This window comes from Pseudomonas protegens, from assembly GCF_013407925.2.
GTDB lineage: Bacteria > Pseudomonadota > Gammaproteobacteria > Pseudomonadales > Pseudomonadaceae > Aquipseudomonas > Aquipseudomonas fluorescens_AP.
On record NZ_CP060201.1, the window covers coordinates 5,802,591 to 5,823,943 of the forward strand.

The 21,353-nt window shown below is 64.9% G+C and carries 19 protein-coding genes; 1 reads left to right on the forward strand and 18 read right to left on the reverse strand.

The window, feature by feature from the left end; all coding sequences use genetic code 11:
* Positions 1–19 precede the first annotated feature (19 nt).
* From GGI48_RS26895 to GGI48_RS26970, 16 genes are all read right to left on the reverse strand, one after another.
* A complete protein-coding gene (locus tag GGI48_RS26895; RefSeq protein WP_260620542.1) occupies positions 20–520 on the reverse strand; it encodes a type II secretion system protein M in 501 nt (166 codons plus the stop codon).
* A 3-nt stretch (positions 521–523) separates the two neighbouring features.
* Entirely contained in the window at positions 524–1,663 is a 1,140-nt protein-coding gene (gene gspL, locus GGI48_RS26900; RefSeq protein ID WP_179600871.1) for a type II secretion system protein GspL, read from the reverse strand.
* A gap of 6 nt (positions 1,664–1,669) precedes the next feature.
* Complete coding sequence (gspK, locus tag GGI48_RS26905; protein WP_179600873.1) at positions 1,670–2,557, reverse strand: type II secretion system minor pseudopilin GspK; 888 nt, start codon at positions 2,555–2,557, stop codon at positions 1,670–1,672.
* Positions 2,550–3,149 carry a type II secretion system minor pseudopilin GspJ gene (gene gspJ, locus GGI48_RS26910; protein WP_016963343.1) on the reverse strand — a complete coding sequence of 200 codons (600 nt, stop codon included), beginning with the start codon at positions 3,147–3,149 and terminating at the stop codon, positions 2,550–2,552. The genes gspK and gspJ overlap by 8 nt, the downstream gene beginning before the upstream one ends.
* Positions 3,146–3,532, reverse strand: coding sequence for a type II secretion system minor pseudopilin GspI (gene gspI / locus GGI48_RS26915; RefSeq protein WP_313771301.1), 387 nt, complete (start codon positions 3,530–3,532; stop codon positions 3,146–3,148). The genes gspJ and gspI overlap by 4 nt, the downstream gene beginning before the upstream one ends.
* Complete coding sequence (gene gspH, locus GGI48_RS26920; protein WP_158552874.1) at positions 3,516–4,010, reverse strand: type II secretion system minor pseudopilin GspH; 495 nt, start codon at positions 4,008–4,010, stop codon at positions 3,516–3,518. The genes gspI and gspH overlap by 17 nt, the downstream gene beginning before the upstream one ends.
* A gap of 3 nt (positions 4,011–4,013) precedes the next feature.
* Positions 4,014–4,403: a type II secretion system major pseudopilin GspG gene (gene gspG, locus GGI48_RS26925; RefSeq protein WP_181957261.1), complete on the reverse strand. Its 390-nt coding sequence runs from the start codon at positions 4,401–4,403 to the stop codon at positions 4,014–4,016.
* Between the two features lie 61 nt (positions 4,404–4,464).
* Positions 4,465–5,682 carry a type II secretion system inner membrane protein GspF gene (gene gspF / locus GGI48_RS26930; protein WP_179600875.1) on the reverse strand — a complete coding sequence of 406 codons (1,218 nt, stop codon included), beginning with the start codon at positions 5,680–5,682 and terminating at the stop codon, positions 4,465–4,467.
* A gap of 2 nt (positions 5,683–5,684) precedes the next feature.
* The gene (gene gspE, locus GGI48_RS26935) at positions 5,685–7,178 is read right to left on the reverse strand and encodes a type II secretion system ATPase GspE (protein WP_179600877.1); all 1,494 of its coding nucleotides are present in this window, start codon (positions 7,176–7,178) and stop codon (positions 5,685–5,687) included.
* The gene (gene gspD, locus GGI48_RS26940) at positions 7,175–9,094 is read right to left on the reverse strand and encodes a type II secretion system secretin GspD (protein ID WP_047305076.1); all 1,920 of its coding nucleotides are present in this window, start codon (positions 9,092–9,094) and stop codon (positions 7,175–7,177) included. The genes gspE and gspD overlap by 4 nt, the downstream gene beginning before the upstream one ends.
* Complete coding sequence (locus tag GGI48_RS26945) at positions 9,091–9,639, reverse strand: type II secretion system protein N (protein ID WP_179600879.1); 549 nt, start codon at positions 9,637–9,639, stop codon at positions 9,091–9,093. The genes gspD and GGI48_RS26945 overlap by 4 nt, the downstream gene beginning before the upstream one ends.
* Before the next feature lie 145 nt (positions 9,640–9,784).
* The gene (gbpA, locus tag GGI48_RS26950; protein ID WP_179600881.1) at positions 9,785–11,338 is read right to left on the reverse strand and encodes an N-acetylglucosamine-binding protein GbpA; all 1,554 of its coding nucleotides are present in this window, start codon (positions 11,336–11,338) and stop codon (positions 9,785–9,787) included.
* A gap of 316 nt (positions 11,339–11,654) precedes the next feature.
* The gene (gene gbpA / locus GGI48_RS26955; RefSeq protein WP_179600883.1) at positions 11,655–13,211 is read right to left on the reverse strand and encodes an N-acetylglucosamine-binding protein GbpA; all 1,557 of its coding nucleotides are present in this window, start codon (positions 13,209–13,211) and stop codon (positions 11,655–11,657) included.
* Between the two features lie 199 nt (positions 13,212–13,410).
* Positions 13,411–17,055: an ATP-binding protein gene (locus GGI48_RS26960; protein WP_179600885.1), complete on the reverse strand. Its 3,645-nt coding sequence runs from the start codon at positions 17,053–17,055 to the stop codon at positions 13,411–13,413.
* Positions 17,056–17,087: 32 nt separating this feature from the next.
* The gene (locus GGI48_RS26965) at positions 17,088–17,729 is read right to left on the reverse strand and encodes a response regulator transcription factor (protein WP_016963353.1); all 642 of its coding nucleotides are present in this window, start codon (positions 17,727–17,729) and stop codon (positions 17,088–17,090) included.
* A 301-nt stretch (positions 17,730–18,030) separates the two neighbouring features.
* The gene (locus tag GGI48_RS26970) at positions 18,031–18,468 is read right to left on the reverse strand and encodes an Lrp/AsnC family transcriptional regulator (RefSeq protein WP_179600887.1); all 438 of its coding nucleotides are present in this window, start codon (positions 18,466–18,468) and stop codon (positions 18,031–18,033) included.
* A gap of 132 nt (positions 18,469–18,600) precedes the next feature.
* On the opposite strand from GGI48_RS26970, the gene GGI48_RS26975 reads away from it, so the two are divergent.
* Entirely contained in the window at positions 18,601–19,494 is an 894-nt protein-coding gene (locus GGI48_RS26975; RefSeq protein WP_179600889.1) for a DMT family transporter, read from the forward strand.
* Positions 19,495–19,527: 33 nt separating this feature from the next.
* Here the strand turns inward: GGI48_RS26975 and fdhD are convergent, their stop codons facing one another.
* On the reverse strand, positions 19,528–20,364 hold the full coding sequence (gene fdhD, locus GGI48_RS26980) for a formate dehydrogenase accessory sulfurtransferase FdhD (protein WP_179600891.1): 837 nt from the start codon (positions 20,362–20,364) through the stop codon (positions 19,528–19,530).
* A 54-nt stretch (positions 20,365–20,418) separates the two neighbouring features.
* Positions 20,419–21,312, reverse strand: a complete 894-nt coding sequence (locus GGI48_RS26985) for a LysR family transcriptional regulator (RefSeq protein ID WP_179600893.1) — start codon at positions 21,310–21,312, stop codon at positions 20,419–20,421.
* Positions 21,313–21,353 lie beyond the last annotated feature (41 nt).

Sequence of the window (21,353 nt, forward strand, 5' to 3'; positions counted from 1 at the left end):
TTTCAGCAGCGACAAGGTTTCAAGGGCTGTGCAGCTGCAAGCGTGCGTTGGCCATGGCGTCCTTGTTGACTTCGATGGAGAAGGACAGGACCGAGACGTGCTGCTGCTCCAGCTGGTCGATCCAGGTGATCAGGCCGTTGAGCGGACCTTCCAGGCTGAGGTTGACCCGCCCTTCATCCTCCTGATCCATGCGTTCGAGGTTGAGTCCGGCCTGGCTGCTGGAGCGTGCCAGCATGCCGGGCAGGGCATCGCCGGAAATGGCCGGGCCGCGAAGGGAAGAGGTGCTGGCGGGCAGTTGTTGTAGATCGTGAAGCAATTGCGTTTCCTCGGTATAGCGTTGCTCGGCCTGGGCCAGAGCCTGTTGTTGCGGTTGCCAGAGCAGGTAGAGGCCGGTCAGGCCAGCAAAGACGGTCAGGGCTTGTAACGCCCGTTGTTCGCGTGTTGCCAGACGCTGCCAGCGTTGCCGGAGTGGGGTCACCAGGGCGGTCTTGGCCGGAGTCGTGGCGCTGGATGGATTCACGTCTTACTCCTTGATTTGAAAACGCGCGGAGACGCCTTGTGCGTCACGCACGGATGAATCGGTGCTGACATTCAGGCCCTGGTTGATCAGGCCCTCGCGCAGCAGTTGCAGATCGGCAAAGGCCGGGGCGCTGACCTGCAGGCTCCAGCCTTCCTCGGCCTGGTAATCCAGGCGCTGGATCTGTGACAGGGCACCGCCGCTGGCGGCCCATTGCTCCGCCAGTTGCGACAGGCGCAGGGCCACGCCGGGTGTTTCCTGCACCTGTTGGCGTTGCTTGAGCCGCACCTGATGCGCCAGGTCGCTGGTCACCGGTTCATCGGCAAAGCGCTCTTGCCACAGACTCTGGCTGGCCGCGTGCAACTGGTCACTGCGCTGCTCCAGATACAGCCGGTGCCCGACGTTCTGCAGCAGTTGCGCGCCGCCGGCGATCGCCAGCACCAGCAGCGCCAGGCGCCAGGGCGTCGCTTTGCGGGTGCGGCGCTGGAACGGGCCCTGGCACAGGTCAATCGCCTGCACGCTGCCCTGGCTGAGCACTTGCCAGGGCTGCTCCTCGGCTTGCCAGTTCTCCGGCTCCAGGTCGTCGATGCCTGGGGCCTCGGCGCCTTGCCACAGCAGCCCGTCCGGCAACAGCTGGCCGAGTTCGCCAAGCTCCCGCGGGTCGAGACTCAGGCGCATCGCGGCGCTGCCGCCCAGCAGCCAGCGGCCGTCCCAGGCCAGGGTCCTTGGCCGGTCCTGGGGCAGGCAGTCGGCGTCGATGTGCATGCGTGACGGTTGCAGCCCATGTTCGGCCAGACGCTTGAGGCAACGCTGCAGGCGCTCGCGGTTGATGACCAGCACTGCGCAGTGACGTCGCTCGCGCAACGGGCCGTGGGCCAGGTGCAGATGCTCGACGTCCTCGATCAGTTGTTCTTCCAGGGCACTGTGCAGGGCCTGGCGCAGCCAGCGACCGCTGCGCGCCGGGACGCTGACCTGGTGAAAGCTGGCCATTTCCATGGGCAGCAGCAGGGCGAAGGCCTGTCCGCGCAGGTGTTCGGCGGCCTGCTCCAGATCGCCTTCCCGGGGGGCGCTGTCGGTTGACCACCAGTGGCAATGCCAGGGGCGGTCGCCCGGGGTATGGGGTGAAAGGTAAAGCCAATGGCTCATCAATGGTTACTCGGTAAGCGAATGGTCGTTGAGCGGCGCGGGCAGCAAGGTGCGCTGTTGCACGCGGACCTGGTCGGCACTCATGACCCGCAGGTCGCTGACCAGGCGCAAGCGTCGGCCATGCAGTTCAACGTCGATGGTGGCGCGGAACTGGCGGCTGTTGACGCTCAGCCCGCGCGCGGTAATGTCCCGGCCCTGCAGCATGGGATTGGCGAGAAACGCGGCGACCGTCGGGTAGCCCTTGGCCGGGCGTGTCTGGGCCAGGGTCCGGGCGGTCGGCAGATCGATGCCTTCGATGCTGGCCAGTACCAGGGCGCTGGCGGTGTTGAGGTTGATGTGTCCCTGCTCGTAGGTCGCCACCAGCGGCGCCAGGCGTTGCAGGGTGTCGGCGCCCACCTCTGGCAGGGGCCGCAGCTCACTGATATCGCTCAGGGGCAAAGGGCGGCCCAGGCGATCCCGGGGGCGCAGCAGCGCCGCTGGGTCGTGGGGCTTGATCTCGGCCAGGGCCAGCAGCCGCTGGTAGCGGGCGCGGGGGATGACATCGTCCTGCACCAGTGTGCTGTTGAGGTTGAGCCGGGCGCCCAGATCGACGATCTGGATCGCAATCCTGCCACCTTCGATCGGGAACGCCGGTGCCGGCCTGGCCCAGTGCTGGCCCAGATGGGTCACCAGCAGGCCGCCTTCGCTGCGGGCGTCTTCCAGCAACTGGCCGCGGGCCCAGCTCTCGCCGCTCAGGGCCAGTTGCCAGAGCTGCTGGTGCTGCACCAGATGGCTGCTGCTGGCCAGGCTGAGCCGCTGGCGGGCGAGCATATTGCTGACGATCAGGGTCACCAGTGCGGTGATCAGCAACACGCTGAGCAAGGCGACGCCGCGTTGGGCGCGGGGCCTACTCACCGGGTGCGTCCTCGTCCACTTCGGCGCCGCCGGGCAGCAGAATCAGCCGGCGGATATGCGGGAAGCCGGGCGCGCTCAGCTCGATGTCCACGGCCGCCGGCAGGCTCAAGGCCTCGCTGCCGATGGGCCAGCTGTCATGGGGCTGGCCCAGGGCGTCGATGAAGCGCAAATGCATCAGCTCGACGCCACTGAGCAAGGGCTGTACCTGGCTGACGCTACCTTGTTCCAGGCCCTGGGTTTCGCGCAGCCACTGGCCATCGCTGAAGCGGTGGCTGACCTGCAACAGATCGCTGCGCGGATAGTCCAGGGGGTTGCGCCAGCCGCCGCGCAGCAGGCGCAGCCCCTGGTGCTGGCTGATCAGCGCCTGGCTATGGCTGTGGTCGTCCTTGAGGGCGTGACGCCGCACCTGCACCAGGTCGCGTTCCAGCAGACTCAGGGCCCGTTGCAGGTGACGCAATTGCAGTTCCTGGGTCTGGATGCGCTGGTCGCTGCGCATCACCCGGTCCAGCAACTGATAGGTTGCCAGGCCCAGGAGGCTGAAGATGGCGATGGCCACCACCACTTCCAGCAAGGTGAAGCCGCGCTGGTTCATGGGGTGGCCTCGATGTAGCCCAGCAGCTGCGCGCGGCTGTACTGCCGGGCCCGTTGCGGGTCCTGCTCGGCCGAGACTCGCAGGTTGACCTTGAGCAGCCGCGAGTCCGGGGCCGCTTCGATCTCGCTGAACAGCCACCAGTTACGCCCGCCAAACTCCACCTGCCGTTGCTGGCGGCCGCTGGTGCGCGGCTGCATGCCGCAGCGCAGTTCATTGAGGTAGTTGTCGGCGATCCAAGTGGCCTGGGTGCGTTCGGCCAGGTTGCCGCTGTTGATGGCCACATGCTGGATCGCACTGAACAGCGCAATCGACAGCGTGGCGAAAATCGCCAGCGCCACCATCACTTCCAGCAGGGTGAAGCCCCGTTCAGTTCGCGGTTTCAAGTCGGGGCTCCTGTAGGCCGTCGCTGGACAGGCTCAGCAACGGAGTGTTGCGGTGCTCGATCCACAGGGTGAAGGCGCTGGTTTCGTCACTGGACAGCACCAGCAGCTGCGGCGTGGTGCTGCGACGGCCGGCCTGGCCCAGGGTCGGGCCGGCTTCGGGCACCTCAAGGCGCAGGCGCAGGTTGTCGGGCAGGCGCTGGGCCCGCCAGTCGTGGTCGGCCAGCCATTGCCCCTGTTCATCCAGGCGCAGCACGGAGTAGGCGTCGGGTTCGATGCGCAGGCCGTAGTCGCTGTTGCTCAACACCGCCTGCTGGCGCAGCAGTTGCAGCAGCGCCAGCAGGCGATCGCCCTCGCGGCGCGCCTGCCGGCTGGCGGAGTCGGGGTTGATCAGGCCGATCATGCCCGCGGACAGGGCGATGATCAGTACCACCACCAGCACTTCGACCAGGGTGAAGCCCTTGGAGTGGGAGCGTTGCACCGATCAGCGGTCCCAGTTGCCGATCTCGGCGTTCAGGCCTTCACCACCGAGCTTGCCGTCGGCGCCAAAGGAGAACAGGTCATAGCCCGTGCCGCGGGCGCCCGGCACGCGGTATTGATAGGCATTGCCCCAGGGATCGATGGGCAGGCGCTTGAGGTAACCGTCGGGGTTCCAGTTGCGTGCCGGCGGGTTGCCGCTGGGCTTGCTGACCAGGGCTTCGAGCCCTTGCTGGCTGCTGGGGTACTGGTGGTTGTCGAGCTTGTAGATGTCCAGGGCCATGGCGATGGCCTTGATATCGCTCTGGGCGGCGGCGGCCTTGGCCTGATCGGGACGGCTCATGATCTGCGGCACCACCAGGGCCGCGAGGACCCCGAGGATGACCACCACCACCATGATTTCAATCAGGGTAAAGCCGCGTTGTTTGTTCTGAGTCTGCACGTAGGGGGTTCCGCATTCAGGTAATCAATTGGTTCAGGCTGAGGATCGGCATCAGGATCGCCAGCACGATGATCAGCACCGAGGCGCCCATGAACACCAGCATGGCCGGCTCGAACAGGCCCACCAGCAAGGCGATGCGGTTGGCCAGTTGTTCTTCCTGCTGCTTGGCGGCGCGTTCGAGCATGCTGTCCAGCTCGCCGGAGCGTTCACCGCTGGCGATCATGTAGAGCATCATCGGTGGGAAACTGCCGTTGAGTTCCAGGGCCCGGGTCAGGCTGATACCTTCGCGTACCCCCCGGACGATGTCTTTCAGACCAGTACGAATCTTCTGATTGGCCACCACCTCGCTGGCGATGGACAGGGCGTCCAGCAGCGGCACGCCACTGCGCCCGAGAATCGCCAGGGTGCTGACAAAACGCGTGCAGTTGCTGGCCCGGATCAGCCGGCCCAGCAGCGGCAGTTGCAGCACCAGGGCATGCCAGCGCTCGCGGGTGGCGGGGTTGCGGATGGCGGCGCGGGCGGTCAGGACCAGGGCTGCCACCAGCAACAGCAGGAGCAGGCCATAGTCCTGCAGGAAGGCGCTGCTGGCGATCAGGCCCCGGGTCAGCAGCGGCAGTTCCTGGCCACTGTCGATGAACACCTTGACCACATCCGGCACCACGAAGCCCAGCAGGAAGCCGACGATGCTGACGGCCGCCAGCATCAGGATGCTTGGGTAGAGCATGGCCAGCTGGATCTGCTGGCGGGCCGCTTGCCGGGCTTCGGTGTAGTCCGCCAGGTTCAGCAGCACCTGGCCCAGGTGTCCGGAACGTTCGCCGGCGGCCACCGTGGCCCGGTACAGATCGGGGAAGGCTTTGGGGTAGGCGGCCAGGGCCACCGCCAGGCTGTAGCCCTCCAGGACCCGGGAGCGGATGGCCAGGAGCATGCTCTTGATCCGCTGTTTCTCGCACTGCGCGGCGACCGCGGCCAGCACTTCTTCCAGGGGCAGGGCGGCCTGGACCAGGGTCGACAGCTGGCGGGTGAGCAGGGCCAGTTCGGCGCTGCTCAAGCCGCCGCCGGACACCTGCAACAGGCCTGTGCCGCGTACACGTTTGTTCTGCGCGGCGCTGAGCTTGAGGACCACCAGCTGGCGCTCGCGCAACAGTTGCCGGGCATGACGCGGGCTGTCGGCTTCCACCACCCCGGTGGATTTTTTGCCGGCGGCGCACATGGCCAGGTATTCATAGGCGGCCATGATCAGTCCCTCTGGGTCACGCGTAGCAGTTCTTCAAGGCTGGTCTGCCCTTGCAACACCATGGCCTGACCGTCATCGAACAGGCTGGCGCTGTGCTTGCGCGCATGCTCCAGCAGTTCGTACTCGCCGGCGCCGGTGTGGATCAGCTGGCGCAGGGTGTCGTCGAACAGCACCAGTTCATAGATGCCCCGGCGCCCGCGATACCCCGAGTGCTGGCAGGCGCTGCAGCCCTTGGGCCGGTACAGCCGCGGCGCGGCGTCGGCGCTCAGGCCCAGGCGTTCGCAGGCGGCGGCATCGGCGCTGTGGGGCTCCTTGCACTCCGGGCACAGCAGGCGCACCAGGCGCTGGGACAACACCCCCAGCAGCGAAGTGCAGAGCAGGAAGGGCTCGATACCCATGTCCACCAAACGGGTCACCGCGCCGATGGCGCTGTTGGTGTGCAGGGTCGAGAGCACCAGGTGCCCGGTGAGGGACGCCTGCACGGCAATTTCCGCGGTTTCGCGGTCACGGATTTCGCCCACCATCACCACGTCCGGGTCCTGGCGCAGGATGGCCCGCAAGCCCCGGGCGAAAGTCATGTCGACCTTGGCGTTGACCTGGGTCTGGCCGATCCCGGTGAGGTGATACTCCACCGGGTCCTCGATGGTCAGGATGTTGCGCTCCAGGCTGTTGAGGCTGGCCAGCCCGGCATACAGCGTGGTGGTCTTGCCGGAACCGGTGGGGCCGGTGACCAGGAGAATGCCGTGGGGTTTGTGCAGGGCGATTTCCAGGCGCTGGCGCACGTTGTCGTTGATCCCCAGGTGGCTCAGGTCGAGGCGCCCGGCCTGCTTGTCCAGGAGGCGCATCACCACCCGTTCGCCATGACTGGAGGGCAGGGTAGAAACCCGCACATCCACCTCGTGGCCGGCGATGCGCAAGGCGATCCGGCCGTCCTGGGGAATGCGCTTCTCGGCGATGTCCAGCTTGGCCATGACCTTGATTCGCGACACCAGCAGGGTCGCCAGCTCGCGGCGCGGGCGCAGCACTTCACGCAGCAGACCGTCGACCCGCAGGCGCACCGACAGGTGTTCCTCGAAGGCTTCCAGGTGCACGTCGGAGGCCTTGCTCTTGACCGCCTCACTGAGGATCGCGTTGATCAGGCGGATGATCGGCGCGTCATCTTCCTGCTCCAGCAGGTCGGTGGTCTTGGGCAGTTGCTCGGCCAGGCTGTTGAGATCGAACTCTTCGTCGAACTGCTCGCCCAGGCCGTCGGCCACCTGCTTGGCGCCGTTCTGGCCGTCGCGGTAGTGAGCGGCCAGGCGCTGGGCGAAGGCTTCGTCGTCCAGCACCTCGCTGCGCAGCAACGAGCCGTTGCAGCGCCGGACCTCGGCCACCACCGACAACGGCGTACTGGCGCGGCAATAGAGCACCGCGCCGTCCGGCTGATGGTCCAGCACCACACCGTGGCGGCGCGCGTAGGCAAAGGCCAGACGCGCGTCTTCGGCGGTGGCGATCATGGTTGCCGCTGGGCGCCGGGGGCGCGCACATCGATCAGGCCCGCATCGCCCTGGCGGTTGGCGTCGAACAGGCGGTTGGCGTCGGCAGGCAACTGGCCGCCGCTCTTGCCATCCGGGCTGCGCAGGGAGCGCATGTTGTTGTACTTGTGCTGGCTCATCTGCTCGGTGCTGGCGGCGCTGCGCAGCAGGGTCGGACGCAGGAACACCATCAGGTTGGTCTTCTCGTTGACTTCCTTGCTGCTGCTGAACAGGCGGCCGACCCAGGGAATGTCCCCCAGCAGCGGCACTTTGCTGACCTGGACCTTGACGTTGTCCTTGATCAACCCGCCGAGGACGATGATCTGCCCGTCGTTGGCCAGGATGGTGCTCTTGACCGAGCGCTTGTTGGTGATCACGTCGCTGGTGTTGATGCCCGGCGGCGCGGCGGCCAGTTCGGAGCTTTCCTGCTCGACGTTCAGGCGCAGGAAGTTGCCCTCATTGATATGCGGCGTGACCTTGAGGGTGATCCCCACATCCTTGCGCTCCACCGTGGTGAAGGGGTTGCTGGCACCGGCGGTGTCGGTGGTGTAGGAGCCGGTCTGGAACGGCACGTTCTGGCCGACGAGGATTTCCGCCGCTTCGTTGTCCAGGGTCAGCAGGCTCGGGGTGGACAGCAGGTTGTTGTTGGAGTCGCTGGACAGCGCGGTGATCAGCGCGCCGAAGTTGCTGCCGCCGATGCCGATGATCGCGCCATCGGGCAGGTTCGGGCGCTTATCGTCCTGCAAGTTGTTGAGTAGGGTGCCAATGGACAGGCCGGCGCTGTTGAAGTTGCTGGCGGCGGACAGCTTGCCGCGGTTGCCGGCCCATTGCACGCCCAGGGCCTGGTTGATGTCGCCGCTGACTTCGACGATCGCCGCCTCTACCAGCACCTGGGCCCGGGGCCGGTCCAGCTCGTTGATGATGTTTTCGAAGGTCGCCAGCTGGGCCGGCGAGGCCATCAGCACCAGGGCGTTCTGGCTGGTGTCGGCGCTGACCAGCACCGGGCTGTCGGGCTTCTGGCTGTCGCTGCCACGGTTGCTGGATTCCATGCGCTTGCCAATGCCGCTGAGCAGTTCTTCGAGCTTCTTCGCATCGCTGTGGTTGAGCCGGCGTACCCGCGCGGTATCGCCGACATTGGTCGGCACATCCAGGCTTTGCGCCAGACGCTGCATCTGCTGGCGGATCGGCGCCGGGCCGACCAGGATCAGGCGGTTGCTGCGCGAGTCGCCAATGGCCTTGGCGCTGGTCATCGCACTGTTGCTGTCGGCCAGGCTGTCGGTCAGGGTCTTGGCCACTTCGGTGGCCCAGGCGTGCTTGAGCTGCACGATGCTGAACTGCCGGCCACCGGCGTTATCCAGCTCGTTGATCACCAGGCGCACCCGCTCGACGTTGTTGGCGCTGTCGGAAATCACCAGGGCGTTGGAGGTGGTGGAGGGCGCCATGTAGGCGTCCGCGGCCACCAGCGGGCGCACCGCGCTGGCCACTTCGCTGGCGTTGGCGTTGTTCAGCTCGATGACCTGGGTCACGAACTCTTCGCTGGCGCCGCTGGGCTCGGCGTGGGCCTTGGTCTTGGCTTCGGCCACCGGCAGGATCAGCACCCGGTCGCCCTGGTCCATGGCGACAAAGCCCTGGCTGCGCAGGGCGGTGAGAAACAGCGAGTAGATGCCCTGCTGATCCATGGCGGTGCTGGACTGCACCGTGACCTTGCCGTTCAGGCGCGGGTCCAGAATCATCGTCTTGCCGGTGATCTGGCCCACTTCGTTGACCAGGTCGCGCAGCTCGGCGTCCTTCATGTTCAGGGTCCATTGCTGGGCCGCGGCGGTTTTTTCCGTGGCGTACACGGGGTTGATCAGGGTGCCCAGGGTCAGCAGGGACCCGGCGATAAATGCTCGATTCATGATGCTCCAGGGGGTTGCAGAGACGGTTGCAGCAGGCTCCCGCTGCCTGGCTGTGGATGAGGTTGGGCCGCGGCGGCGTCCTGGTCCTGCGGGGTCAGCAATGGCGTTTCGTGCTGGGGCAGGCTCAGGATCAGTTCCTCGCCAAAGCGTTGCATCCGCACTTGGTCGGTGCCGATCTGGCGCAGGCTGCCACCGCCCGGCAGGGGCTCGCCGATGCCATAGAAGCGGCGACCTTCGGGCGATTCGATCAGGGCCCGGGAGTGTTCCGGTTGCCCGGCCACCAGGCTGGCCACCAGGCTCAGCGGCACCCGGGGCAGGTCGCTGGAGTGCTCCGGCAACTGCACGCCGAACAGCCGGGCGATGGCTTGCGGGTCGGGCTGGGCCGGGGGTGTTGGCGGCGCAACGGAGGGCGCCTCTAGGCTCGCCGGGTTCAGGCCTTGCCGGAACTGCCAGCTGCTGTAGGCCAGCCAAGTCAGCCAGGCCGCCAGAAACGACAAGGCGCCGACCAGCAGGCCAGCGCGAAGCGAGGGAAGAAGGGCGTTCATAAGCACAGCCGCCTCGGCAGGTTTTCACCTCGCCCGTGCGGCAGCACATGGGTTCTTGAATAGGGGGTTGAGCTCATGGGGGGCTTGACCGCTAACAAGGAGCGTGGCGCCGTGGCGCCACGCTCGGGTGGTTGACGCGATTGAGTTACTTGACGTTCCAGGCCGACTGCCAGGCGAAACCTACGCCCGGCTCGTAGGCGTTGGCGCTGCTGGTCCACTGGGTGCACCAGCCGGCGACTGGGCCTGGCTTGCACTCATAGGTCTTGCCGTCCTTGGGTTGCAGGACCACGGTGCCGGCCTTGTAGGATTTCAGGCCATTGGGGAACACGTAGTCGTACTGGGCGCCTTCGTTACCGCCGTTGCCGCCTTCGTTGCCACCTTCACCACCGCCGGCTTCGGCCTTGAGGGTGAAGCGGGCGGATTGTTGCAGCACTTCGCCTTTCTTCGAGGTGGCCACGACCACCAGGTCGTAGTCGCCGGCGCTGACATTGTTCAGCGGCAGGGAGAAGTGCGGGGTGTTGCCGGCCGGCGCTTGCTGGAAGGCCACGCTTTCGCCCTTGGCGTTGAACACGGTGGCTTTCACGGTGTATTCGCCGTTCTTGGCAATGGCGTTGAAATGCAGCTCGACCTTGCCGTCCTTCAGGGTGTACTCGGACTGCATGCCGGTGATGGACAGCTCGCCCGGCTTGGCTGCCTGTTCCTTGGCGATCATCACGTTGACGATCTCGCTGCCCTTGTTGACCAGGATGTTGTTCTGGCCGTAGCTGGGCACCACTTCATCTTTGTCGTTGAGCATGCCTATCTGGTAGCCCAGCTTGGCGGCGTTGACCTTTTTCGCCAGCTCGTGCGGCCAGACGTCGGCCTTGGCCAGCTCGGCGGAGTTGATGTCCAGTACCACTTGCTTGGCATTCAGCTCGCCCTTGGCGTTGAACACGCGGGTCTTGACCTTGTCGCCGATGGTCAGCGCTTCAGGCTGCACCGAGCCGACGGTGACCCAGTTCGAGGGGATGCCGGTGTCGTTGTCGATGTCCATGTCGACCACCTGATAGAAGGTGGCGTCGGTGTCGTGGACCTTCCAGGTCGCCAGCAGGACGTGGTAGCCGCTACGGTCGGACGGAATGGTCACGGTGTGATGGGTCTTGCCCTGGGCCGGTGCCGGGGTGTTGAGCGAAGGCCATGGCTGGTCGAGCAGCGGGGTTTTTTCGAAGGAGTCGCGGGTCAGTGGCTGGTTCGGGTTCCAGTCTTTCTTGGTGATGTAGAACTGCCAGTAACGGGTGGCATGGCCGGCGGTGTAGTGCCAGGTGAAGTTCTGCGGGCCCGGCTTGATCTTGACCTTGGTCCAGCGGCTGGCGGTCTGCTCGTTGAGGCCGGAGAAACGCAACAGGCCACCGGCCGGGATGGTGCCGTTGGCCGGGCCGCATTGCAGGAAGTCACCGGTACAGGCTTGAGCATTGCTCGGGAAGTGGGAGAAGCCCGACTCGTTGGGGCGGCCGATGTATTCGGTGCTTTGCGGTTCGTAGGCCGCGTCGCCGCAGTTCTTGTTCAATGCGCCGCCATCGGAATGGCACATGAAGGCGCGGGACTTGGGGCTCTCGATATAACCGTGGGCCGAGGCTTGCTGGGCGGCCAGTCCCGCCGTCGCCATGGCGATGACGATCGGCAGTTTGAGGAAGGAGCGAGTCCGGTTGGAGTTGATCATGGTGTATGCCTTGAGCAATTAAAAAAGAGTGTTGAAGCGCTGCGAGGGGCCGGTGATGGGGCAGTGGGACACCCGTGATGTCCGCTGCTCCGGCAGCCTTGCCAGCGAGCACAGGCTACGTGCTGCTCCGGGGTGTTCACATGGGACGAGTACGAGAGTCAAAAGGCTCTAGAACAAGCGTTTGCCGGATTTTTCGAGGATCTGTACGACCCTTTGGGCGAGTCACTTCAGGCTTGCGCAAGCGGGCCGCTCGGGAAAAAAAATGAGCGTGACGCTTGCGCGTCACGCCCCAAGGAGCAACTGGGGAGTTGCTGGATTACTTGAGGATCCAGGCCATCTGCCAGTGAGAGCCGGTGCCCGGTTCGTACTGGGTCGCGCCGGCCTTCCATTGCGTGCAGTAGCCGCTGTAAGGGAACGGCTTGCACTGATAGGTCTTGCCGTCCTTGGGCTGCAGCACCAGGGTGCCGGCCTTGTAGGCCTTCAAGCCTTCAGGGAACACGTGGTCGTACTTGGCCGGCGTCTCGGGAGTGGTGCCGCCCTCGTTGCCACCGCCGCCCGGGGTTTCCTCAACTTCTGGCTCGGCCTTGAGGTTGAAGCGGATGGTCTGTTGCAGCAGCTCGCCTTTCTTCGACTTGGCCACCACCACCAGATCGTACTGGCCCGCCGTCACGCCTTTGAGCGCGAGGCTGAAGTGCGGCGCATTGTTGCCACTGTCGGCCTGCTGGTGAGCAACGGTTTCACCCTTGGCATTGACCACGCTGGCGGTGATGGTGAAGTCGCCGTTCAGGGCGATGGCGTTGAAGTGCAGGTCGACCTTGCCGTCCTTGAGGCTGTACTCGGACTGCATGCCGGTGATCTTCAGTTCACCCGGCTTGGCGGCTTGTTCCTCGGCGATCAGCACGCTGTTGATGTCGCTGTGCTTGTCGACAAAGATGCTGTTCTTGCCGAACTGCGGCACCACCTGGTCCTTGTCGTTGAGCTCACCGATCTGATAGCCGAGCTTGGCCCGGTTGACCTTCTCGGCCAGGGCTTTGGGCCAGATGCTGTCCTTGGCCAGTTCGGCGCTGTCGATGTTCAGGGTGACCTGCTTGGCCGACAGTTCGCCCTGGTCATTGAACACCCGGGTCATGACCTTGTCGCCGATGCTCAGGGTCTTGGGTTGGACGGCGCCGATGTTCTTCCAGTTCGAAGGCACTACCGCGCTGTTCTCGATGTTCACGTCCACCACCTGATAGAAGGTGTTGGTGTTGTCGCCCACCATCCAGGTGCCAAGGACGATGTGGTAGCCGCTGCGGTCGGCCGGAATGTTGACCTTGTGGCTGGTGATGCCGCCGGTCTTGGTCGGCAGGGTGTTGTTCCAGTTGTCGGTCAGCAGCGGCACCGGCTCGAACGAGTCGCGGGTCAGCGGCTGGTTGGGGTTCCAGTCTTTCTTGGTGATGTAGAACTGCCAGTTGCGGGTGGCGTGCACCGCGGTGTAGCGCCAGTCGAAGGTATTCAGCCCGGGCTTGATATTGACCTTGGTCCAGCGGTTGGCGGTCTGCTCGTTGAGGCCGGCGAAGTTGCGCAGGCCGCCGGCGGCAATGGTGCCGTCCGCAGGGCCGCACTTGGTGAACTCGCCGTGGCAGGCCTGGGCGGTGGACGGGTAGCCGTCGCGGCTGCCGTTGGCCAGGTATTCGACGCTCTGCGGCTCGTAGGCCACCGAGCCGCAGTTGGCGTTCAGGTTGCCGCCTTTGGCGCTGCACATGTACGAGCGGGACTTGGGGTTTTCGATATAGCCGTGCGCCGCCGCCTGTTGCGCGCTGAGCGCCGCCAGGCCGATGGCCATCGCCAGCGGAAGTTTGAGGAAGGAATGCAAGGTATGCCGCGTGATCATCGATTGTTCCCTGATTGGACGTTATTGGATTCAACAAGCAATCGAGAGCTGGCGTAGCGACTCACCGGGAGTCTGGCGCCATTGACTGTCTGTGCTCGAAAGCCGGCGCAAGGTTAGGCAGCAGAGGGCGGCGGTTGAATGAGACAAGTACGAGAGTGGCGCCAGGGCCGGGGCGAGCAGCCCGGCACCGGCGTGCGCTTCAGGGAGGTGAATTCTGGGCCTGGGGCGTCTGGGGCTGGGGGCCGCTGTCGGTGTCGGATGCTTCGCGCAAGCTGGCCAGCTGCTGTCGGGCCTCGGCGTACACCTGTTCCATGGCATTGAGCAGCGCCTGCTGGCAACTGCGCACCGACGCCGCATGGCCGGTGTCGACCTTTCTCAGGGCCTCGCAGGTTCTGGCCATGTCCTGCGCGTTGATCAGGCAGGCCACGCCGCTCAGGCGATGGGTCAGGTCGTTGATCAGGTGCGGGGTATTGGCCAGGACGCAGGTGCGCAGTTCGGCGATTTCCTGCTGCAGGTTCTTGGTCAGTTCGTTGAGGATGCGCCGATGCAGGGTCGGACTGTTTTCCCCCAGGTCCTTGAGGTGGTCGATGTCGAAGGCGCGCCCCCGCTCTTCGCCAGCCCCGGTGTGACTGCCCAGCACTTCCTGCAGCCGGGCCAGGGTCACCGGCTTGATCATCAGGTCGTTCATCCCGGCGTTGGAGCACTGGGTCGCTTCGTTGCTCAGGGCGCTGGCGGTGTAGCCGACGATCAGGCGCGGCTTGGCCCCGCTCTGTTGTTCGGCTTCACGCACCGCCCGGGCCAGGCTGTAGCCGTCCATGCCCGGCATGTTGCAGTCGCTGATCAACACGTCGTAGTGGCGGTGGCGCAGTAGCTGCAGGGCTTCTTCGCCACTGCTGACGTGTTCGGCAACGTGGCCGATGCGCTCCAGTTGCAGGGTCAGCACCAGGCCGTTGGTGGAGACATCGTCCACCACCAGTACCCGCAAGGCTTTGCCGGTGATCGGTGGCACCTCCGGTTGTTCCGCCACTTCCACGTTCGCTGTCTGCCAGCTCACCGGCAGTTCGACGTGGATGCAGCAGCCTTGGCCGGGCTCGCTTTCCAGCCAGATGCGGCCGCCCATCAGTTGCACCAGCTGATGGCAAATGCTCAGGCCCAGGCCCGAGCCGCCGTACAGGTGGGCGGTGCGCGCGGTGGCCTGGCGATAGGGCTCGAAGATCCCCGCCTGGTTGGCCAGGGGAATGCCGATGCCGGTATCGCGTACGCTTAGGGTCAGCAGGCTGCTGTCGTCCCGTACATGGGTTTCGCGCAGGGTGACCTGGATGTGGCCGCGATCGGTGAACTTCAAGGCGTTGCTCAACAGGTTGTGCAGGATCTGCTGCAGGCGCAGCGAGTCGACCCAGTACAGCCGGTTGCGGCTGGCCTGATAGTCGAAATTCAACTGCAGGCGTTTCTCCCGGGCCTGGACGGCAAACAGTCCCAGGCCGTTGGCGAGCAGGGGTTCCAGGGCGGTGGGGTGGGGCGCCAGTTGCATCAGGCCACTCTCTATTTTGTCCAGGTCCAGGATGTTGCCGATCAGGTCGATCATCGAGGTCGCCGATTGCTGGGCCACCCGCAGGTTGTGCGAGGGCGTCTGGCTGGCGCTGGTTTCCAGCTCCAGCAGGCCCACCAGGGCATTGAGCGGGGTGCGCAACTCATGGCTCATGGAGGCGAGGAACTCGCTCTTGGCGGCGCTGGCCTTCTGCGCGATCTGCTTGGCCTCGCGCAGCTTGAGTTCCAGGTTCTTGCGTTCGGAAATGTCCAGCCAGCCCCCCAGCAGCCCCTGCAGGACCCCGCGGGCGTTGTAGAACGGCACCAGCCACTGATAGAGGCAGTACTGCTGCTCCTTGATCCACAGGCTGGTGTCGAGAAAGCGTGGCCGGTGATTGGCCAGCAGCAGTTGATGCTCCTCTTGCAGCACCTCGGCGAACTCGCGCGGCATGTTCGGCTGCTCGGTGGGCAGGCGGCCCTCGACCTGTTCCTGGGAGGTGGCGAAGAACTCTTCATAGGCGCGGTTGCAGGTGCTCAACCGGCCGTCCAGGTCACACACATACAGCGGCGTCGGCAGGCCGTTGAGTAGGGAGAACTGGAAGGCCAGCTTGTCCTGCAGGCGGGTCTGCACACAGATGGTTTCCCGGACCTGGATCTTCAGGCGCCAGTTCCAGATCAGCGACAGCACAAAGATGATCAGGATCACCACGCCCACATGCCAGGCCTGCTCGACGACCCAGCTCCAGAGCGCGGTGCTGGACTGCTGTTCGGCGATCAGCTGGATATCGCTTTGCGGGTTCCTGGCCATGGAGTCGAGCAGCTTGTCGAGCACGCTCAGCAGCTCTCTGGAACCCGGGGCCGCGGCAAAGCGGTGGGGCGTGGGCAGGGCGTCGAAGGCCAGGCCGAACTGCAGCCCGGAGCCGGACAGCGCCTCGGTGCCCACCGGAGTGTCCAGGGTGGCGTCGACCTGGCGTTGCAGCACCAGGTTCAGGGCCTGGCGATGATCCTCGGTGAGCACCAGATGAATATCCGGGTAGCGCTGTTTCAGGTGTTCGAGCAGCGGGTGGTTGCGCGGCAGCGCCAGGTGTCGACCCAGCATGGCGTCCAGGGAACTGGGAGAACTGTCGCCATGGCGCACCACAAAGGCCCAGTTGCGAGTGCCGTAGCTCTGGCTCAGGCCAATGCCCCGGGCATTGTCGGGCAGGCCCAGGTCGCGGGTGGTCAGGTCGGCGCTGCCGGTGGCCAGCTGTTCCAGGTCATCGGCCCTGGAGCGACTGGGCAGGATGTTCAGTTGCAGGCGGAACGAGTTGGCCAGGGTGCGCAGGATATCGATGCTCAGCCCGGCCCATTGGCCTTCGGCATTGCGGTAGATGTAGGGCGGCGCTTCCTCGGCCAGCAGATTGATCTGCCGGTGCGCGGTGAGCCAGTTGAGTTCGCCGGGGGTCAGGGAAAACGACTCGGTCGGGGCGAAGGGAAAGGGCTCCTGGCTCGACTGGTTCTGGATCTGGCGCTTGTGCTCCTCGGGAATGGCGTTGAGCACGTAGTCGATCAGTGCCCGCAGGGTGGCATCCTCGCGCCGCACGGCAAAGGCGAAGCCGGCGTCGGGCAACTGCGGATAGAATTTGCTGTGCAGCCGCAGATCCGGGCGGGCCTGCATGTACAGGGTGGTGCGGAAACGGTCGCTGATAAAGGCGTCGGCCTGTTTGCCGGCCAGTTGCTCCAGGGCCAGGGCGGTGGTGTGCACGCCGCTGACGTCGGCCCGGGGATAGGTCTTGCGGACGGTCTTGAGGTCCAGGTAGTTGTCCAGCACCAGCACCCGCTTGTCTTCCAGGTCCGGTGGCAGGCTCTTGTCGTTGATGCGCCCGACAATGATCGGCTGGTTGTTCAGGTACGGGCGGCTGAGGGACAGGCCGGGGCTCTGCGCTTCCAGCGCGGCGGCCCGGGGCAGCAGGTCGATGCGGTGTTCGAGCAGGGCCCGGATCGCCTCCTGGGGCGAGGCCAGTTCGACGTACTCGAAGCGCAGGCCCAGCTGCTTGCCGATGAGCTTGAGGTACTCGTCGGAGATGACTTTGAGCACCTGGTTGCCGGCGCTTTCCAGGGGCCGCTCAGGGGGCACGATGGTCGCCACCCGCAGCACCTTGTGGGGCAGCGCGCTGCGCATGTCCAGCAGTCGGGCCAACGACGGATTGCCCGGCTCCTGCGGCTCGGCGCAGTGAGCGGGGAGGCTGAAAAACAGGCTGACCAGCACCATGAAGCTGAACAGCAGGCAGACACGGATCAGCCTCCAGAACTGGGGGGGACGGGAAATCAGGGGCATAGGGGGGAAGCTCCGGAATTTTTCAGGACAGCTCAGCTCAGGCCGTGTTCCTGGATGTACAGAAACAGACTGGCCGAGGTGTCCAGGCCTAGCTTGCGCATGGCGCTGCTCTTTTGCGTGCTGATGGTCTGCTTGCTGCGGCACAGGTGCTGGGCGATGGCGCCGATGCTCATGCCGGTGCCGTACAGACGCAGCACCTCGATCTCTCTGGCCGACAACTGCTCGGGTTGCAGCAGCGGCTTGCCATGCAGGGCGGTGCTGGTGTCCAGCAGGTGCTGGATCGACGGCGAGACGAAGGGCGCACGCGGGTGGGCGGCAATCGCCTTGGGCAGGTCGTTGAGCAGGCCGCGCTTGCTCACCAGGCCCTGGATTCCGAGCTTGAGCAGGCTGCTGATCAGCGCCGGGTTGTCGAGCATGGTGATCACCACGATGGCCAGTTCCGGGTAGCGTGAACGCAATCGTCTGATCAGACGAATCCCGTCCACCTGATCGCCACCGGGCATCATCAGGTCGGTCAGCAGCAAGTCGCAGGGCTGGCGCTGCAGGTTCTCCAATAGGTTTTCCACGCTGTGGGCCTGGGCAACGATCTCCAGTTCGGCGCGGTTTTCCAGCAGGGTATGAATCCCAATCAGGGTCAAGGGATGGTCATCGGCTATCTGCACGCGGATCGGCATGGGTTCTTGTACTCGGCTTTTCGACAGGCATGAGCCCACGACAATGCGCAGCTTCCGCAAAGGAGCAGGCATTTTGCTAGTGGGTTCGTCAGAGGATTCGCAGGGTATCACTGAAATTGACGCCAAAAAGACGTCCAAGGGATTTTAAGAATCGTCTTATGTCTGATGGGAAACTTTCTGAAAATTGGCCGAGAAGTCAGCTGGTTTTCTGTCAGAAACGCCTCTAGGACGGCCTTTCCACAGCACGGTTCCAGGCCTGTTTTCGGGGCTTTTTCGCGCTGAAAAAGCCTCTTTCACGGGGTCAATTCATGGGTGGCAAACGCCGCTTGATCGGCGATTTCTTGATGATCGCGGTGTTGGTTTCGGCGTCATGGTTGAGGCGGTCGAGCAAGCGGTCCAGCTGCTCCATGGAGCGCACCTGCAGGCGCGCGATAAAGCAGTCGTCCCCGGTGACCTTGTCGCATTCGGTGAACTCGGCAATCGCCAGGATCTGCCGTTCGACCTCCTGCAAGCGGCCCGGCAACGGACGAATCCGGACAATGGCCTGCAATTGATAGCCCAGGGACTTTGGGTCGATTTCCAGGGTATAGGCGGTGATCACCCCGCGTTCTTCGAGTTTCTTCAGGCGTTCGGCCACGCTGGGGGCGGACAGCCCGCTGATCTGCGCCAGGGCCTTGAGGGAGCGGCGGGAGTCCTGCATCAGGGTACTGATCAGGGCCTGGTCAATGGCATCGAGCATGGCAACCTCGTTAGGTGAATGGGCGTTTATGCCTTGATAAAAAAGGCCTGAATACAGACTAGCCCATGTTTTCAACTGGCGATGGCCGCAGGCCGCTGGGCATAATCTGGCCACTGTGAGAGGAGATTGATGATGGATGCACTGACCCGTCGCGGATCACTGGAAATGACCGCCGCGATGCTGATTTCCGGAACCATTGGCTGGTTCGTTCTAGTGTCCGGGCAACCGGTGCTGGACGTGGTGTTCTGGCGGTGCCTGTTCGGTGCCGGCGCCTTGCTGCTGATTTGCGGCGCTTTCGGTTTTTTACGCAGGAATATTCTGACCCGGCGCAGCCTGTTTCTGGCCGTGCTCAGTGGCGTGGCGATTGTCGGCAACTGGGTGCTGCTGTTCGGCTCTTATTCCCGGGCCTCGATCGCGATCGGCACCGCGGTGTACAACGTCCAGCCGTTCATTCTGGTGGCCCTGGGCGCGCTGTTTCTGGGGGAGAAGATCACCCCGCAGAAACTGTTCTGGCTGTGCCTGTCCTTCGCCGGGATGCTGGCCATCGTCAGCGCCCATGGCGGCGAGGGCGAAACCGGCAATGACTACCTGCTGGGCATCGCTTTAGCCCTGGGCGCGGCGTTGCTGTACGCCTTCGCCGCGTTGCTGATCAAGCGCCTGAGCGGCACGCCGCCGCATTTGATCGCGCTGATCCAGGTCTGCACCGGGGTGTTGCTGCTGGCGCCCTGGGCCAACCTCGCCGAACCACCCCAGCAGGCCACGGCCTGGGCCAGCCTGCTGACCCTGGGCATCGTGCATACCGGGGTGATGTATGTGCTGTTGTACGGGGCGATCCAGAAGCTGCCGACGGCGCTGACCGGGGCCTTGTCCTTCATCTATCCGATCGCGGCGATCTTCGTCGACTGGCTGGCCTTCGGGCATCGCCTGGGACTGCTGCAGTGGCTGGGCGTCGGCGCGATCCTGCTGGCCGCCGCCGGCATGCAGCAGGGTTGGACCCTCAAGCGCCGGCGCAGCGTTTTGCAGTAACCGCAGCAGGCTCGCGCGCCACCAAACGCTCGGTCAGCCGGCTGACACCGGGCTATAGATCCGTGGCGCGTTGCGGTGCGGCACGTGGATCAGGTTCAGGTGGTGCTTGTTGGCCCATTGCACGGTCAGTGCGGTGGGTGCCGAGAGGCTGACCAGGGTGCCGAGGCGGGCGCGCACGGCCTTGTGGATCAACTCCAGGCTGCAGCGGCTGGTGACCACGGTGAAGCCCTGGTGGCCGTCGATCCCGGCGTTCAGCAGGGCGCCGATCAGCTTGTCCAGGGCGTTGTGGCGGCCGATGTCTTCCTGGCACAGGCGCACCTCGCCCAGTTCGTCGAAGTACAGCGCGGCGTGCAGGGCGCCGCTGCTGCGGGCCATGTGCTGGGCCTGTTCGATACGCTCGCGCAGGCCTTGCAGGTGTTCGGCGGGGGGCAGCGGCGAAGGGTCGAGGATCTGCAGTTGCGGCAGCGCCTGCTCCAGGGCTTCCACGCCGCATAACCCGCAGCCGCTGGTCCCGGCCATCTGCCGGCGATGGTCCTTGAGGGCCCAGAAGGCCCGGCTGGAAATCTGCACGTCGGCCTGGCAGGCCTGGGGAAAGTGGCTCAGGCGGATGTCGTAGATTTCGCTGAGGTCGCTGACGATGTCGTTGGTGATGCTGAAGCCGCGAATGAAATCCTCCAGGTTGCCGGGGGACACCATCATCACCGCCTGGCTCAGGCCGTTGTAGGTGATCGCCAGGGCGATCTCGGCGGCCAGCGGCGCCTCGGCCACCCCGCCCTCGGGGCTGTATTCGCGATAGGTCACGCGCTGCGGCGCGGGGGCCGGTGCATTGGCCTCGGGCTGTTGCTCCGATTGTTCGATACGGCAAACCATGACGACACCTCAATACAGTCGATTCACTCCGGGGCACGCTGGCTCCGGGGGCGTTCATTCGCCCTTGATGGCAAAGAGTTTCCTGGCCTCGGCAAAGCACTTTTCGGCAATCGCCGAGCGTGGCTCGGTCTTGCGCATCACCAGCCCCAGGGGCGCCAGCACGCTGGCATCCGGCAACTGGATAAAGGCCAGGTTGTCGATCGGCGAATCCAGGCCGCTGTCCAGGGGCATGATCGAGCAGCAGAAGCCTTCGTGAATGGCCTGGAACAGCTGGTAGGTGGAATCGCTTTCCAGGATCGGCGTCGGGTTCAGGCCACGGCTGCGAAAGCTCAGGTCGATGGACTTGCGATAGTGCATGCCGGTGCTGAGCATGCCCAGGGGCAGCTCGGCGGCGTCTTCCCAGCTCATCTCAGTGCCTTTGAAATGAAAGTGCCGGGTGTCGTAGAGCAGGCCGACCCGGGTCTCGCCGATCTCGAAGAAGTCCAGGTAGTGGGGGTTGACGTGGTCCAGGTAGCAGACCCCGAGGTCCAGCTGGTTGTTGCCGATGTCCTCGATGATCCGGTCGGAGCTGGCGGACGACAGGCTGAACTTGAGCTCGGGAAAGCTCGCCGAGAGCTTCTGCACATAGCTGATGGGGTTGAAGCCGCTCAGCGGCACCAGGCCCAGGCGCAGGTTGCCCACCAGTTGCCCACGGCAGGCGGCGGCCTCGGCGAACAGCCCGTCATGGGCCGCCAGCAGGGTCTTGGCCCAGGCCAGGACCCGCTCGCCGGCCTCGGTGAAACCTTCGAAACGCTGGCCGCGGGTCACCAGGATCAGGTCCAGTTCGTCCTCCAGGTTGCGCAGGCGCATGGACAGGGTCGGCTGGGTGATGTGGCAGCGCGCGGCGGCCTGGCCGAAGTGCCGGGTCTGCTCCAGGGCGATCAGAAACTTGAGTTGCTTGATGTCCAAGATGGCACCTGTAGTGGGAAAAAACGGCGTCAGTAATAACG